General features: G+C 49.5%; 16 protein-coding genes. 12 read left to right on the top strand and 4 right to left on the bottom strand.

What is annotated here, in order from left to right; all coding sequences use genetic code 11:
- Genes CPA59_RS05125 through CPA59_RS05110 form a run of 4 tightly spaced genes read left to right on the top strand, consistent with a single transcriptional unit; the run spans nucleotide 1 to nucleotide 3,393 of the window.
- On the top strand, nucleotides 1-669 hold the full coding sequence (locus tag CPA59_RS05125; protein WP_049854475.1) for a TfuA-like protein: 669 nt from the start codon (nucleotides 1-3) through the stop codon (nucleotides 667-669).
- Nucleotides 670-672: 3 nt separating this feature from the next.
- Entirely contained in the window at nucleotides 673-2,007 is a 1,335-nt protein-coding gene (locus CPA59_RS05120; protein ID WP_100849071.1) for an MFS transporter, read from the top strand.
- A gap of 22 nt (nucleotides 2,008-2,029) precedes the next feature.
- Entirely contained in the window at nucleotides 2,030-2,590 is a 561-nt protein-coding gene (locus CPA59_RS05115) for a GNAT family N-acetyltransferase (protein ID WP_107758826.1), read from the top strand.
- Between the two features lie 14 nt (nucleotides 2,591-2,604).
- Nucleotides 2,605-3,393: an aspartyl/asparaginyl beta-hydroxylase domain-containing protein gene (locus CPA59_RS05110; RefSeq protein ID WP_107758825.1), complete on the top strand. Its 789-nt coding sequence runs from the start codon at nucleotides 2,605-2,607 to the stop codon at nucleotides 3,391-3,393.
- Nucleotides 3,394-3,587: 194 nt separating this feature from the next.
- Here the strand turns inward: CPA59_RS05110 and CPA59_RS05105 are convergent, their stop codons facing one another.
- Nucleotides 3,588-4,166 (bottom strand): YbhB/YbcL family Raf kinase inhibitor-like protein, encoded by a 579-nt coding sequence (locus tag CPA59_RS05105; protein ID WP_107758824.1) that lies wholly within the window; start codon nucleotides 4,164-4,166, stop codon nucleotides 3,588-3,590.
- Nucleotides 4,167-4,349: 183 nt separating this feature from the next.
- Between CPA59_RS05105 and CPA59_RS05100 the strand changes: the two genes are divergently transcribed.
- Nucleotides 4,350-5,186, top strand: a complete 837-nt coding sequence (locus CPA59_RS05100) for a helix-turn-helix transcriptional regulator (RefSeq protein WP_162942910.1) — start codon at nucleotides 4,350-4,352, stop codon at nucleotides 5,184-5,186.
- Nucleotides 5,187-5,332: 146 nt separating this feature from the next.
- Here the strand turns inward: CPA59_RS05100 and CPA59_RS05095 are convergent, their stop codons facing one another.
- Nucleotides 5,333-5,947: a TetR/AcrR family transcriptional regulator gene (locus CPA59_RS05095; RefSeq protein WP_038918109.1), complete on the bottom strand. Its 615-nt coding sequence runs from the start codon at nucleotides 5,945-5,947 to the stop codon at nucleotides 5,333-5,335.
- 127 nt (nucleotides 5,948-6,074) lie between these two features.
- On the opposite strand from CPA59_RS05095, the gene CPA59_RS05090 reads away from it, so the two are divergent.
- From CPA59_RS05090 to CPA59_RS05070, 5 genes are all read left to right on the top strand, one after another.
- Entirely contained in the window at nucleotides 6,075-6,803 is a 729-nt protein-coding gene (locus tag CPA59_RS05090) for a nitroreductase family protein (protein WP_107758822.1), read from the top strand.
- Between the two features lie 166 nt (nucleotides 6,804-6,969).
- Nucleotides 6,970-7,932 carry an efflux RND transporter periplasmic adaptor subunit gene (locus CPA59_RS05085; protein WP_222844071.1) on the top strand — a complete coding sequence of 321 codons (963 nt, stop codon included), beginning with the start codon at nucleotides 6,970-6,972 and terminating at the stop codon, nucleotides 7,930-7,932.
- A gap of 1 nt (nucleotide 7,933) precedes the next feature.
- Nucleotides 7,934-9,034: an efflux RND transporter periplasmic adaptor subunit gene (locus CPA59_RS05080; RefSeq protein ID WP_159077925.1), complete on the top strand. Its 1,101-nt coding sequence runs from the start codon at nucleotides 7,934-7,936 to the stop codon at nucleotides 9,032-9,034.
- Nucleotides 9,034-12,075 carry an efflux RND transporter permease subunit gene (locus tag CPA59_RS05075; RefSeq protein ID WP_107758819.1) on the top strand — a complete coding sequence of 1,014 codons (3,042 nt, stop codon included), beginning with the start codon at nucleotides 9,034-9,036 and terminating at the stop codon, nucleotides 12,073-12,075. The genes CPA59_RS05080 and CPA59_RS05075 overlap by 1 nt, the downstream gene beginning before the upstream one ends.
- 73 nt (nucleotides 12,076-12,148) lie before the next feature.
- A complete protein-coding gene (locus tag CPA59_RS05070) occupies nucleotides 12,149-12,709 on the top strand; it encodes an NADPH-dependent FMN reductase (protein ID WP_107758818.1) in 561 nt (186 codons plus the stop codon).
- Between the two features lie 75 nt (nucleotides 12,710-12,784).
- Here CPA59_RS05070 and CPA59_RS05065 read toward each other — a convergent pair whose 3' ends face one another.
- Nucleotides 12,785-13,555 (bottom strand): alpha/beta fold hydrolase, encoded by a 771-nt coding sequence (locus tag CPA59_RS05065; protein ID WP_107758817.1) that lies wholly within the window; start codon nucleotides 13,553-13,555, stop codon nucleotides 12,785-12,787.
- A 111-nt stretch (nucleotides 13,556-13,666) separates the two neighbouring features.
- Complete coding sequence (locus CPA59_RS05060; RefSeq protein ID WP_038918102.1) at nucleotides 13,667-14,041, bottom strand: helix-turn-helix domain-containing protein; 375 nt, start codon at nucleotides 14,039-14,041, stop codon at nucleotides 13,667-13,669.
- 94 nt (nucleotides 14,042-14,135) lie between these two features.
- On the opposite strand from CPA59_RS05060, the gene CPA59_RS05055 reads away from it, so the two are divergent.
- Together CPA59_RS05055 and CPA59_RS05050 are read left to right on the top strand one after the other, a co-directional pair.
- A complete protein-coding gene (locus tag CPA59_RS05055) occupies nucleotides 14,136-14,546 on the top strand; it encodes a DoxX family protein (protein WP_038918101.1) in 411 nt (136 codons plus the stop codon).
- A 162-nt stretch (nucleotides 14,547-14,708) separates the two neighbouring features.
- A complete protein-coding gene (locus tag CPA59_RS05050) occupies nucleotides 14,709-15,344 on the top strand; it encodes an NAD(P)-dependent oxidoreductase (RefSeq protein ID WP_107758816.1) in 636 nt (211 codons plus the stop codon).
- Nucleotides 15,345-15,518 lie beyond the last annotated feature (174 nt).

Raw genomic sequence — 15,518 nt, 5'->3', positions numbered from 1 at the left:
ATGCTTTTTTCACCTAAACGTAAACCGATCGTATTTGGTGGTCCGTCAGTTTCAACGATTAAACAGCGTGACGATATTATTGAATATCGCCCACCGATTCAGGGTGGAGAGCTGGCAGCATTAACAGGTAGCGGTCGCCCAGTATTAATCGTTGATGGTTTATTTGGCACGAAAATGTCTGTAACCGTGGTTGAATGTCTGGAATTTATTCAGGCCGGAGGGTTGTTGCTGGGCTGTTCCAGCATGGGAGCACTGCGCGCTGCCGATTGTTATACTGCTGGGATGGTAGGAGTGGGACAGATTTTTCAGGGATACATTATGGGTTATTACCATTCTGACGCAGATGTAGCATTACGTTATCATTCCGGAAATTATGAAGAGATAACGCTCTCATGGGTGCATATAGACCATATTACGCGTCATCTCGTCATGCAAAAGCAATTTTCGTCACTCACCGCCCGACTTATTTTAGCGAAGGTTCGTTCTATTAGTTGGTACGAACGTTATATTGATCGAGTAGTAGAAATCATTCGTTCTTTTTCACCACAGATCAAAGACAGTGAATTAAGAGCACTATTTAGTGATGATGCTTTGCATCCTAAAAAGAATGATGCGCAACTGGCGATTAACTATCTGACTCAATTTTATCTGGCAAGGCGTGAGCAATAAAAAATGAAAAATAGTAATTGGTTAAAAAGCATCGGCTATCTGGATAGCACCTTCCGCGCGATGCAATCGACATCAAATCAGTTAAGCCATCTTTTGGTCGGCGCTTTAGGCGGGATGTTTAATTCCGCGGTGTCGCTACGCGTTTCTATCGCATTTTATTCATCAATCCTCCTCGAAGTGCCATCGGGTTTACTCGCCGACAAGCTGGGGCATTTTAGAAGCGTTGCTTTGGGTAGCCATTTTACCGCATCGGCTCTGCTCACACTTTTTTTCTCACTGACAAGCACCCACGATGCCGGCTTGCAAATATCACTGCTGATCCTCAGCTCATTTCTCAGCGCTATCGGTATGAGCCTGATTTCGGGGGCCTATCAGGCAATGCTGCAAGACATGATAGACAACCAAATCATTAAGCATGGTGAGGAAAGTGGGTTGCGCACCAAAGCACTTCTGCTTTCGCAACGATACGGCAAGGAGATTGTGTCGATTGTCCCGATCATCTTTCTGCTCATTTTGCTCGTCATGTATCGAACTATCGGGTATGCAGAAGCGATGCTGTTTATCCCGGCAATTATGTTTATTATTTTAGGTATCTGGCTGTGGCGCTATCCGCAAAGAAATAGTGCACAAGAAACTGACACTGAAAATAACCAGAAAGCCGGTGATAAAAACACGCTTAAAAATTTTATTTCTTGTCTCAGAGCGATGACCCGAGATCAGTTGGTCATGCTGATTAAAATTTCGTTGATAATTGTTTTACTTAACTTCTCAATGGTCCATGTTCATACCTACCTGATGGTGGCGGAGTTTAGGGAATACAATATCATGGACATCAGCATTATTTATCTTATCCCTTTATTCCTGTTTATTGCCTCCTTTGACGCCGCCCACTATGTTAAGGGTGTCATTGTGCCACGTGCCGCAGCGAAGTTTGATGATAAATCGCTGGTTATGCTGTCCTTTGGCAGCCTCGCATTATTATCTGCCGGTTGTTATTTCCTCTATATCTATTGCGATGGCATATTTGCACTTATTTTATATGTTTTATTTTTCCGGGCATGCGTAACAATGGGACAGGACGTCGCCATCAGTAATTTACTGGCTCGCCTTCCTGAAGAGATCCGGGCGTTCACCCTTAGTCTGGTGATGAGCTCTGTGATTGTTTTATACGGGGCTTACTCTGTCTATTTAACATTTATCGGTATTGGCGCAGAGCCCGCACAGAATGTTTTGATAGAAATCCTTATAATTGCTTTAATTGGCGGAATCTTCTCGCTTTCGTTAAAAATAGTACCGTTGAATGAACCTGATGGTTCTGAACTACAACCGTCAAATTAATGATCAGACCGGAAAAAGAAACATGAGCACAGAAAAAACAACATTATTCTCCACTGCAAGGACCGATGTTTACTGCCTTACAGAGGATTTTTCCGAGCAACTTCAACTTTTCTTAGTCGAGAACAGGGATAATTTTGCACCATTTGAACCATTGCGTTCTGAAGATTACTTCTCGCTCGACAGCATCAGGCAGCGCATTGCCGATTCTCAGCCTGATTTTAAAGCGAAAAAATGCTTATTGCTTGTTTTCACCCTCAAAGGAGAGGATAAGATCATTGGAAACATTAATTTTACCAATTTTGTTTATGGTGTATTCCAGGCTGGTTATTTAGGCTTCTCAATCGATAAATCATACCAGGGAAAAGGGTTGATGCATGAAGCTTTGGAAAGTTCAATCGCCTACGTCCATGAAAATTATGGCTTGCATCGTATTATGGCTAACCACCTCCCTGACAATACGCGTAGCCAAAATATATTAGCAAGATTGGGGTTTGTGAGAGAAGGGTTTGCTAAATCCTATTTGAAAATAAATGGAATATGGCAGGACCACGTCCTGAACTCATACATAACCCCTGAAAAATAAGAAGGATAAATAACATGGACAAGAGCGAAATCAATCTATATCTCAAGAAATCATTTGCTGACATCACTACACAGCTATCTGATATTTATGGCATTGATTCGACAGGACGATTATCCGATTTTCTGGCCGGCATGTTGGGTGAGTCTCATAGTAAACCATCACATCCGCTGCAAAAGCCACGTTTGCTGTTTTTCCCCGGTCTTAGCAACGGCCCGTGGATTGATGAAAGCTCAAGTGAAGCGACTGCGCATGTTGCTAAACTATTGGCTGAAAACTTTCATGCGATTAAAGAGGAATTCACCGCCGCAACCGGTCAATTGAAAGAATATTCATCCAGTAATCTGTTTAAAAATCTCTCAGAAAAAGACTGGTCATCCATTTCACTTTGGAGCCGTGGTAAATTCAGTGAAAAAATAGTTCACTTCCCTCACTTAGAAAAATTAATCGGTAGATTTGAAGACATTCTTTTTCCGTGGCGAGGAGAAGTCACTTTTATGCGATTAAAAGCCGGAGCCTGGCTTCCTGAACATTATGACTGGACTAATGCGCAAATAACCTGCCACTTTGGTATTAATATCCCTGAAGATTGCGGCCTAATCGTTGCGGGAGAAGAACGATGCTGGGAAGAAGGGAAGTCCATTTTTTTCGATCATAGTTTCCTTCATAACGTTTACAACCATTCTGCTCGTGATCGTGACATTTTGCTGATTAATCTTTTACATCCTGAGCTCACTGATGCAGAAGTTCATGGAATTAAGTTATTAGGCCCGGTTCTGGCAAAAATCAGCGACGCCCCCCGGTAAACGAGACCATCATCTTTCCTCCAGAATGAGCAGTCTGGGGTGTTCGGCACTATTCAGCAGGTGGCAATCAACAAGTGACAATCAACAAGTGACAATCAGCAGGTGACAAATGGCGGCTTAACCGCACCACCGGCCCAACCGACCAGACGCTACATCCCCGCCATTCAGCGGGGAAAGCAAGATGCCTCAGCGTCCTACTGCGCCGGACGGCCGTAATAGGCGGTGAAACTGGCTTTAGCCAGCGTGTTGCCGTTAATCATGTAGCCGCCGAGCGCCGGGCTGGCGTCTTTAGGGATATCCAGCGTTTTGGTCTTCAGCGCGTAAACGGTGAAGATGTAGCGGTGCGGTTTGTCGCCCGCCGGCGGGCATACGCCGCCCCAGGCCTCCACGCCGTAATCGATACGCACCTGACGCGCACCGGCAGGCAGGCGTTTGCCGCCGATTTCGCCGGCGTTGGCGGCAAGACTATTCACATTCGCCGGAATATTGATCACCATCCAGTGCCACCAGCCGGAGCCGGTCGGCGCATCCGGATCATAAACGGTGACGGCAAAGCTCTGAGTCCCTGCCGGCGCGCCGCGCCAGTTTAACGCGGGAGACTGGTTCAGCCCGCTACAGCCGAAGCCCTTGAACTCAAAGCTGGCAGGCAACGCGCTATCAGGCGCGATGGATGGGCTGGATAATGTCAGGGTATCCGCGTGCGCCGCGGCGGTCATCAACAAACCGGCGAGCAGCGGCGCGCAGGAGCGAATCAGGCGAGAACGTGTTTTCATATTAGTATTCCTGTGACTCATGGTAGGCTTGGCTTGCCATTCATCGCCATGCCGCGCAGACGGCCGTATCGGGGATGAATGTCAGGACACAGACTGAACTGTGCTGCCAATGGTAGCGCGCCGATGCCAGTTCCACTGTTCCGGCTCGCGCAACCTTTGTTCCATTTTCACCACGGATACCGGATGACGCTGACCGACCACCCCAACCTGCCTCAGATGCATTCGGCCGAGCCGCTGCCCCGCCATGCGCCGCCGCTTGCCCATCAGATTATCGCCCGCAGCCAGTATGCGCTGCGTACGGTGGTGATGCGTACCGACCTGATTGGGCTGGTCGTCTCCGGCACCAAACAGCTACTGGCGCCGGAAGGCAGCAACGCGTTTGCACCCGGCGAGTTATTTATATTGCCGCGAGGCACCCAGTGGGACGTGATCAACGACCCGGCGCCGCAAGGGCGCTATGTGGCGCAGATTCTGAACCTGCAACCGGAAACGGTGACGCGCTTTTACCAGAGTTTCGGTCAGTTTGCCGCGCTGACGCCGGTGCGGAGCTTCGCCAGAGTGACGGATAGCCGCACGATAGGGGCGGCATTTATGCGCGCCGCCGACGCGCTGAGCGACGCCGATTGTTCGGCGACGTTGAGCGAGCACCGGGTGCTGGAAGTCTTGCTCTTGCTGGCGGAGCAGTCCGGCATTGTGCTGACGCCGCCGGGCGCGCTGAACTGGAGCGAGCGGGTGCGGCGGCTGGTGGCGCAGCGCCCGTATGACCACTGGGCGGCCGACCGGGTGGCGCAAGCGCTGTCCACCACCGCCAGCACCCTGAACCGCCGGCTGGCGCAGGAAGGCAACACCATCGCCGCCTGCGTGCGGGAAACCCGGCTGGAAGCGGCGATGGTGCTGCTGCAATCATCGGATCGGCCGGTCGCCGCTATCGCCCTTGATGTCGGCTACGAATCCCACAGCAAATTCACCGCGGCTTTCCGCCGTCGTTTCGGCGTAGTGCCATCGGCGTTGCGCGACTGATACGCCGTTCGCACACTCTGTCGATGATATTTAACGCGCCGAGCACCAATGCGGGGACGACTGTCAGGCCTACTGGCGGAAGAAGGTTGATGGGGGCTCAATGTCACCGGCGTTGCTGGCGAGCGGGAGATAATCGCGCTTAACCGCTATGGTCGATTCAGATAGAACTCAAACAGCGTGACCAGCTCGCTAACCAGTAGCTGCGTATGCAAAAGAGTCGGGCGCTCTACCGTCACACGATGTATGATCGCATGCGTTGCGGTACCGATAATATAAAGCGCAAACTCGGGATCGGGGACATTGTTCATAAAGGGTTTTAGCCCATCGATTAAGCACTTACGCAGCTCTTCTTCATCCTCCAGTACACGCCGTGCCGTCAGCGGAATCTCTTCCGTCAAAACCTTATGCACAGCAGGTGAAACGCGATGTTTATCGACGATCATCCCGACAATCAGCGTCAGGGCCTCACGGAGCGAAGACTGTTCAGGGAACAACTGGAGTGTTTCATGCAACTCAGTATGCATTTCAAGAGCATGCCTGCGTTGTAACTCGTTAATAATCGCTTCTTTATTCGGGAAAAACTGATACAGAGAGCTGATGTTAACCCCCGCCCGCTCAGCAATAGCGTTAGTAGTCAGACTTTCCCATCCATGTTCATTCAGAATGTAAGCTGAGGCTTGAATTATTGCATCAACCGTTGCCCGCGAACGAGCCTGAACAGGCATTCTTCTGGGGTTGGCGACGAGTCGGCTGCGTTTCACTCCGTGCTCCGGAATATAAGTTTATTAAATTAAAGTTAAAGCTTACTATTTAAAATATGAACACACAAGGTAATTGGCAAATCTAATTTGCCAATGAGTTATCATACATTCACCAGGAATTATCTTTATGCCTATGCAAGATACCCCGTATTTATGGGCCGACTTTCAGACAACGAATCGTACGCGCAGGGCTATTAGAGACTTCGGTAATATTCCGATTGCCGATGATATCATCACCGCATTACTTACCGAAGCCGGCTACGCGCCATCCAGCGGTAACCTTCAACCGTATCAGCTTCACTGGATTAAAACGCCTGAATTAAAATCACAAGTTGCAGCCGCCTGTAATGGACAAAAGGCGGCAAAATCATCAGCAGCGATTATTGTTGTTGTCGCCAGTCCTGAAATTGGCAGAAGCACGGCAAATAAACAACTTTCCTATGTTGAAGACTCCCCGATATTACAACCAAAATCAAAAGATTATTACCGCAAGCAAATAGGGAAATTTATTAAAATACTGACCATAGGTTCCTCAGCATTATGGACCCCGTTAATCAATATTATTGCATTATTTAAGCCGAGCTTATCATTACTTCCCATCGGACATACCGGAAGCCGCCATTGGGCCGCCCGAAACGCCATATTTGCCGCACAGACGCTGATGCTTGCCGCCGCAGCCAAGGGAATTGACTCTTGCCCAATGGAAGGCTTTTCAGCGACGAAAATCGTCCGGCTGCTTGGATTGCCGCGTGAGTCAGTTATTCCGCTCGTGATAGCCCTTGGATATCGTGCGGACGATGCCCGGATAGAGGAACAATGGCGTCGTCCGTTATCGGAAGTTGTGGTGGAGCATTAATCGTAAGGGATAGATGAATCGCAAATTTTCTCTTTTCAGGGGTACGTTAGCGATGCGGTGTATTCAGTGTGTAGCTTACGGGTTGTGCTGTGCTTTTCTCCTTATGCTCGCGGGCTGTGATCGGCAAAAAAATGAGATTACAGGTACGATTCACCCCGTCCGCGCAATGCAAGTCTCCTCAGCGGAATACCAGCCGGATATCGAAGTGACCGGCGAAATCAAAGCAAAAATACAAACCGAGCTGTCCTTCAAAGTGGGAGGGAAAGTGACGGAACGGCGGGTGAATATCGGCACGCTGGTGAAGGCCGGCGATGTTCTCGCCCGACTTGATGATACGGAACAGCGCGCAGACGTGGAGAATGCCCAGGCAACGCTAAAGTCAGCACAGGCTACCTTGCAGAGAAAGACGCTGACTTATCAGCGTTATAAAGCATTGTTACCCGCCCGGGTCATCGCTAAGGCCGATTACGATCAAACGCTTACGGATATGATTGCGGCACAAAACAGCGTTGCCTCAGCTCAGGCGGATCTCGCTACCGCAATGGATAATTTATCCAACACCACGCTGAAGGCGGATGCGGACGGTGTAATTACCGCCCTTAATATTGAGAGCGGCCAGGTGGTTTCAGCGGCGCAATCCGCTTTAACGCTAGCGCATAATGGCGCCAGGGATGCCGTGTTTAATGTTTTTGAGGCTTACTTCATCAATGGAGAGCCATTAAAAACGGTGAATATTCATCCTATCGATGAATCAGGATATCAAGCAACGGGCGTGATTAGGGAAATCTCGCCAATTATTGATTCCGCGACCGGAACGATTCGCGTGAAAGTATCACTTCCGAAAGAATCCCCCTGGCCGCTTGGTACGCCGATAACGGGACAATTTCATCAAGACACCCGCAATGGCATCGTTCTGCCGTGGACATCGATGGATTCTAATTATGGCGCGCCGGCGGTGTGGATTATCAATACCTCAAATCACGAGGTATCAATGAGAAACGTTACCGTAGCGCAATATCGGTCGGGCGATTTCATTATCACAAAGGGTTTACAGCCCAATGAATGGGTTGTCGTTGACGGCGGCAGATTTTTGCGGGAAGGCCAGGCTGTCTCCTGGAGTGAGAATTAATATGAGCCGATACAAATTGCCATTGATTCCCTTATTGCTCATGGCATGCCTGTTACTTTCAGCATGCGACCGGCACGCAGAAAAAAACACAGAATTACGGCAAGTAATATGGACGACGGCGGAGGCGGCGCCTTTCAGCGATATTTTATTTACGGGTATCGTACAACCCCACATTGAAACTGAACAGGCGTTCAGGACATTGGGGCGCGTTATTTCACGTAACGTGGATGTTGGCGATATGGTCCACAAAGACGATATTCTTGCCGAAATAGATCCCCTCTCCCAGCAGCAGTCGGTTATTAATGCGCAGGCCCAATTACGCAGTGCGCAGGCACAATTAAGGAATGCGGCACTGACGGAGCAACGCAAACGCGCACTCAACGCCAGATTTGTCATCAGTAAGGAAGAATATGCTCTTGCCAGACAAGCATTGGCAACGACGCAGGCAGATGTTGATAAAGCGCAAGCTAATCTCGACAAGGCCAGAGAACAATTCAGTTATACCAGATTGAAAGCTGATTTTGATGGCGTGATTACCCGCACCGCGGTAGAAGTTGGTCAGACGGTGCAGGCCGGACAAACCGTGCTGACCTTAGCAAGCCTTGAACAACGCGATGCCGTCATCGATATCCCCGGCTCAAAACTTCCTGCTATACCTGCAGATTCTCGCTTTTTATTGTCGCTACAACTTGACGCGACAATACGTACCACCGGTGTAATTCGGGAAGTGGGTCCGCAAGCGGATTCCAGCACCCGAACACACAGGGTAAAAATCGCCATAGATCACGCACCGGTGGTTTTCAAGATCGGCGCGCTGGTAACAGTATGCGCAGATAACCCCAATACCACATCCGGCATTGTTGTTTTACCTGCACAGTCGCTATATCAAAAGAGCGAAATTGATGGTCGTGCGCAGGTCTGGACGATTGATCCTGAAAAAAACACCGTCTCGCTGAAATCAATTCTGATCGACCCGCATTCGCTTAACGCACGCTATATCCGCGTCCTGCAGGGAGTAAATGTTGGTGAAAAAGTCGTTGTTTCCGGCGTCGATAAGCTAACGGAAGGACAACACATTATTCCGGGACAGAGGATGCGATAATGAAGAAATTCAACCTTTCTGAATGGGCTCTGCAACATAGCGCCCTCGTCTGGTATTTCATGATAGTTTTTTCCATTGTCGGCGTTGTTGCCTATAACCAACTCGGCCGTGAAGAGGATCCGTCCTTTACAATCAAGACAATGATCATACAGTCGCAGTGGCCGGGAGCATCGGCTGAAGAAATGACGCAACAGGTCACTGACCGTATTGAAAAGAAACTACAGGAACTGGATAACCTTGAGCATACCCGGAGTGTTACCACTGCCGGAAAAACTACCATATTTGTTGATCTCAAGGCGGAAACAAAAGCAAAAGAGGTAAAACCGACCTGGCTGCGGATCAGAAATATGATTGCTGATATTCAGCATGATTTCCCCACCGGCGTCATCGGGCCTTTTTTCAATGATAATTTTGGCGATGTCTACGGCAATATATTTGCTTTCTCCAGTGAGGACATGAATCACAGACAGCTGCGGGATCTGGTGGAAAATGTTCGAAGTCAGATACTCACGCTTCCTGATACCGGGAAAGTGGATATTATCGGCGCGCAGGATGAAGTGATTTATCTGGAATTTTCTACGCGAAAAATTGCTGCGCTCGGTATCGACAAATCGGATATTCTGGCAACCCTTCAGGCACAGAATGCCGTAACACAATCCGGATTTATTCAAACCAACGGCGAGCGCATTGCATTACGCGTCGGCGGTCGTTTTATCTCTGAGGACAGCCTGCGCGCAATCAATCTGCAGGTAAACCATCGTTTCTTTCCTCTGACGGATGTGGCTACCATTTCCCGTGGATATGTTGATCCCCCTGACTCGTTATTTCGCTTTAATGGCAAGCCGGCGATTGGGTTGATAGTCGGTATGAAAACAGGCCGTAACCTGCTGGAATTCGGTAAAGAGCTTGATGCCATGCTATCGAAGATAACGCAGAGCCTTCCTGTCGGCGTCACTATTGACCGGGTCGCGGATCAACCGGAAACGGTTAATAAAGCAATATCAGGTTTTACCCATGCGCTTTTTGAAGCGGTAGCGATTGTGCTGGCGATCAGTTTTATCAGTTTGGGAATTCGCGCCGGATTGGTGGTCGCCATCTCCATTCCGCTGGTTCTTGCGATCACCTTTGTGATTATGCAGTACGCGGATATTACCTTGCAGCGGGTATCACTGGGGGCGCTGATCATCGCGCTTGGATTATTAGTTGACGATGCCATGATTGCGGTTGAAATGATGGTTGCCAGACTGGAAGCCGGTGATAACCTGCGTAAAGCAGCGACATACGTCTATACCTCAACGGCGTTTCCTATGCTGACCGGAACTCTGGTTACCGTTTCCGGTTTTATTCCAATAGGCTTTAACAGTAGCAACGCCGGGGAATTCACTTTCACCTTATTCGTGGTATTGGCCGTCTCGTTGATCGTCTCATGGGGGGTAGCGGTGCTATTTACCCCTTTGTTAGGCGTGACATTATTAAAAAACATGCCTCACCATCATGTTGAAAATAAGGGACGGTTTATGCGGACATTTTCCCGCATAGTAAACTATTGCCTGAAATATCGTTGGGCGACCATCGCTACCACCCTCGCTACGTTTCTGCTGTCGATTGTGGGCCTGGCGTTTGTTCAACAGCAGTTTTTCCCGAACTCAGACCGTCCGGAACTGATTATTGACTGGAACCTGCCGCAAAATAGTTCCATTACTGAAACCAGCAGACAAATGCTTAAATTTGAAAAAGAAAAATTGGCTGAAAATAAAGACATTGACCATTGGTCAACCTATGTGGGACGCAGTGCTCCTCGTTTTATTTTGTCTTTCAATGTTCAACCTGATAATGCATTTTGGGGACAAACCATCATTGTGGCTAACGATATCGAGGCACGCGATCGACTCCGTGTAGATCTGCAACAATATCTGAAAAATACATTCCCCGGTACGGATGCGTATGTAAGCCTACTGGATATTGGCCCTCCGGTTGGCAAACCGGTGCAATATCGAATTTCAGGACCGGATATCCAGACGGTGCGCAATTATTCCCGACAACTGGCCAGCATCATCACCTCGCACCCTTCCCTGACCAATATTGCTTTCGACTGGAACGAACCGGCCCGGGTAGTGAAAGTTAATGTATTACAAGATAAGCTGCGGCAATTAGGGGTGTCATCAGAAAGTATCGCTACAGCACTGAATGGCGTCGTTGAAGGGACATCGGTAACACAAGTACTGGATGATATTTATCTGGTTGATGTGATTAGCCGCGCTGAAAAAGCAGAACGAGGGTCAATAGAGAGTATTTATAATCTTCAGTTGCCGAGTAGTAATGGAAAATCGATTCCACTGTCATCGGTCGCGACCTTTCAATATAAACTTGAACAGCCGGTTATCTGGCGCTGGGACAGAATTCCAACCGTAACCATCAAAGCCGCCATCAATGATAAAAAGCAGGCGGCAACAATCACAAAAGAACTGTCTGATAAGGTAGCCGCTTTTCAGCAGACCTTACCCCCCGGTTATTCCGTCACGGTCGGCGGTTCTGTCGAGGAAAGCGCTAAATCTCAGGCGCCTATCGCCAGAGTGGTCCCCATCATGCTGTTCGTTATGGCAACCTTACTCATGATTCAGCTACAGGGTTTCTCCAGGTTGTTCCTGGTTTTTTCGGTCGCGCCGCTGGCCCTGATAGGTGTAGTGATTGCATTGTTGCTAAGCAACACGCCTTTGGGGTTTGTGGCATTACTGGGCGTCCTGGCATTGACGGGAATACTCATTCGTAATTCGGTTATTCTGCTCGTATTAATAGAGGAACTTAGAAGAACGGGAATGTCCCCCTGGCAAGCCGTGGTAGAAGCAACGGAACACCGTATACGCCCTATTTTGCTGACGGCGGCTGCCGCGACGCTGGGGCTGATCCCCATTTCACGTGAGATCTTTTGGGGGCCGATGTCCTTTGCCATGATGGGCGGCATCATTGTTGGAACGGTACTGACGTTATTATTCTTACCTGCGCTCTATGTTACCTGGTTCAGAATTAAGCATGACGCATGAATAGCCCCAAAGGCATACATTTCATGACCTGACGTCGAACCATCACCTTATTCATTTTCTTCAAGGGGGTTTTATGCACATTCAAATCATTATCGGTAGCGTAAGACAGGGGCGTATTGGCCCTAAAATTGCCAGATGGGCAAAAGAAGTTCTTGATGAGATTCAGGGAAAGACAAATGAAGTTATTGATTTAAAAGAATGGTATTTGCCTATGGATGATGAACCTAACCTTCCAGCAGAGGGCGTTTACGTTCAGGAACATACAACGTTATGGAGTAGAAAAATTTCAGAAGCTGATGCCTATATTTTTATTTTTCCACAATACAACTGGGGATATCCGGCAGCATTAAAAAATGCCATTGACCATTTATATAATGAATGGAAAGACAAACCTGCGGCGATGATTAGTTATGCCAACAGAGGGGGAGGAAAAGCGGCGGCACAGTTACATCAAGTATTACTGGGGGTACATATGAAAATTATTCCTGATAATATCGAAATCAAGCTATCAGAGGTTAATTTCTCTGATACCGATAATGAATATCCTATTGAATTAACGGCTTACCAGCCTGCTCTACACGCTTTAGTACATCGTTTAGACGAACAATTACAGCAACCCGGAGCGAGCGACTGACGGGTTCATGCTGTTGATATGACACACGGCTTAATTCGGCTGTTTAACGCTCCGAAAGGCAATGATTCCCTGCGCTTACATTGCCTGCATAACACGAGTTATGGCCTTCGCCAGCCCGTCAGGATTATCGTAAGCCATCATATGACTGCTGCCGGATAACAACTCGACATGGCAGCCGGCGTCAATATACCGGCTAATTTCGTCCTGCGTAGCGCTATCCGGCAGAATAATGCCTTTGCGGATGGCCAAGGCGGCCAGATTATCCATCCAGTCGGAAGCATTATCATTGAGCGCTGAATTGGCCCACTGCCAAATGGCTCGGGGGGAGCTGACCTGAAAAGCCCCCAGCCAGGCATCATTTCCACCTTCAGCTTTTAGCTTTAACATCAGTGCAGAAAATCCACGCCGGATAAAATTCGTCTCACTCATGGCGGTAATGTCCTCCAGAAGTGAAACCCCATACTCATTCAGCCCCGGCGTACATAAAATCAGCCGTTCTGGTGTGGGAGATAACATCCGGGCCAGTTTCAGGGCAATAAACGCCCCTGCACTGTGACCAAATAGCGACACTTCAGAAAAATGAACTTCGGTGAGCCAGCGCCGCAAGATTTCAGACTGACTATCGGAGTCATAACTTGTGCTCTGCGGTTTGTCGCTGAAACCGGCGCCAGGTAAATCAACGAGCAGAGATGTGATACAGGAGTAATTCGCAGAAGAGATGACCTGAGCGTAACCACTACTGGAAGCACAGCCAAGTCCATGAATATAAACCAGCGTTTTCTTCCCCTGATGACAGGTTTGCCAGCGTAGGTAGTTGTTTTGTGCGTTGAAAGACCATGTATTCATAGCAAGTCCGTCACGTTACTGACTGGCAAGGAGTCATGAATTACAGAATCAGGACGCCGGTGTGGCGCCTTTCCATTGATGTTCATACTCACGAGCCGATAGCGCCCGGCGCTACTGGGCCTTACGCCCCCGAGAAGTCGGGCGCTTCGGCACGCTACTTCCGTACTCCTGCCACCATGCCGTCAGCGCTTCCATCGTTGGCCCAAGCCCACGCGCCTTCTGCGTAATCTCATATTCGACGCGCGGCGGTACTTCTGCGAAGACCGTACGTAATACCAGACCATCCGCTTCCAGTTCGCGAAGCTGAGTCGTCAGCATGTGCTGCGTGATGCCGGGAATGGCCTTGCGCAGCTCGCCAAAGCGGTAGATTCGCTGGTTGAGCAGCCACATGATCTCAAGCTTCCACTTACCCGAGAGCAGCCCGAATGCACGGCGCATCTCCTCGTGCATATTGATATCGTCATCGCCATTAGTCTTATTATTCATACTAAGAGTCTCTATTTCATCCTACTTGCGAATTTTCATCTTAGACGACATTCTTGCCGCTTGTCGAACCCAGGAACGTAAATGAGAGAACCTTATGGCTGCTACATATACCTATTGGATCAGTACTGCACTGCTATCTCTGCTCTATTTCGCCTCGGCCGCGCTGTATGTCACGAAGAGCGCCGATGTTCGAAAGGCACAGGCGGAGTTAGGCTACTCGGCTTCCAACCTCGTGCCCTTCATGATCGTGGTAAAAGTGCTCGGCCCAATGGCGATTCTGTCGCGCTTCAATCTGGCCCTCAGCGATCTGGCGTATGCCGGCATCTTGTATCACCTGATCCTGTCCGGGCTGGCGCATCTTGGCGTCCGCAAGCCCAGGGGCGCCATTCCGGCAGCCGCGGGGCTCATCTTTCTGGCCGCCTCCTTCGCGACGCAGAACGTTGTTCGCGAACCGCCGTCGCCCTACGCACCTGCTGCAACGGCAATCCAGGCGCTGCTTAACTAAAAAGGACACCTGCAGAATCGCCGTAACGGAAAAGCCGCGGTTATCACGGGTGGCGGCCGCGATATAAGCAGCGCGATCGGCAAGGTGTGCAACCTTGCGGCCCGGCATCACAGGCCTGGCCGATCTATTGGCAGCATCAATTCCATTTCCCCGAGGTCCAGCATGAAAATAACCCTTTTTGGCGCAACCGGAAAAACCGGAAAATACCTGATTGATGAAGGCTTAAAACGCGGCATGGATATGACGGTCTTTGCCCGGACGAACAGCCCGTTTGAAAACGCCAACGTGCGCGTCGTACGTGGAGAACTCACCGACAGGGTGAGTCTAAGAGAAGCCATTTCGGGTTCAGACGCCGTGTTGTCAGCGCTCGGTCCAACCTCGCTAAAACACCCCAACAACCTGCCGATTACCACGGCTATGGGCGCCATCACGTCGGTCATGAAACAGGAAGGGGTAAAGCGCCTGATTGCCGTATCGACCGGCACCGCCCCGGATCCTGAGGACCGGTTTGACCTAAAAATCAGGTATCCCGCATTGCTTATCAGGTTTCTCATGCCCCGTTCCTTTCAAGACATTATCGGGCTTGCGAACGCGATACGGGCTTCGGAACTGGACTGGACGATGGTCCGTGTGGCATTCCTGAAAAGCAGCCCCGCGTCCAACCGTCTACATGTCGGACTGTATGGCCGCTCAACGCATACGCTGACCGTCTCTCGTCAAGACGTTGCCATATTCATGTTCGATCAACTCTCAAGCACCGAATTCGTTAATCAAGCCCCCGGAATCAGCTCACGATAAAGTGGGCTTCTGCCGGGGTCATCATGAATCATCCGAATCGGGGAGTCGGCCGCCCCAACGTCTATTGCAACCGGACGCCGTGAACCGGTATCCGGCCACGTTCTCCGGCTTCATCTGCTGGTGTGAAAACAACCATTATTGCGAAGCGTCAGGCAAACATTGCATCCAATTCAC

Origin of the sequence: Dickeya sp. Secpp 1600 (assembly GCF_003049805.1) — a bacterium.
In the GTDB taxonomy this organism is placed as follows: domain Bacteria; phylum Pseudomonadota; class Gammaproteobacteria; order Enterobacterales; family Enterobacteriaceae; genus Dickeya; species Dickeya fangzhongdai.
Note: the sequence above shows the minus strand (reverse complement) of the source record. Positions and strands in the feature narration are given on the sequence as shown.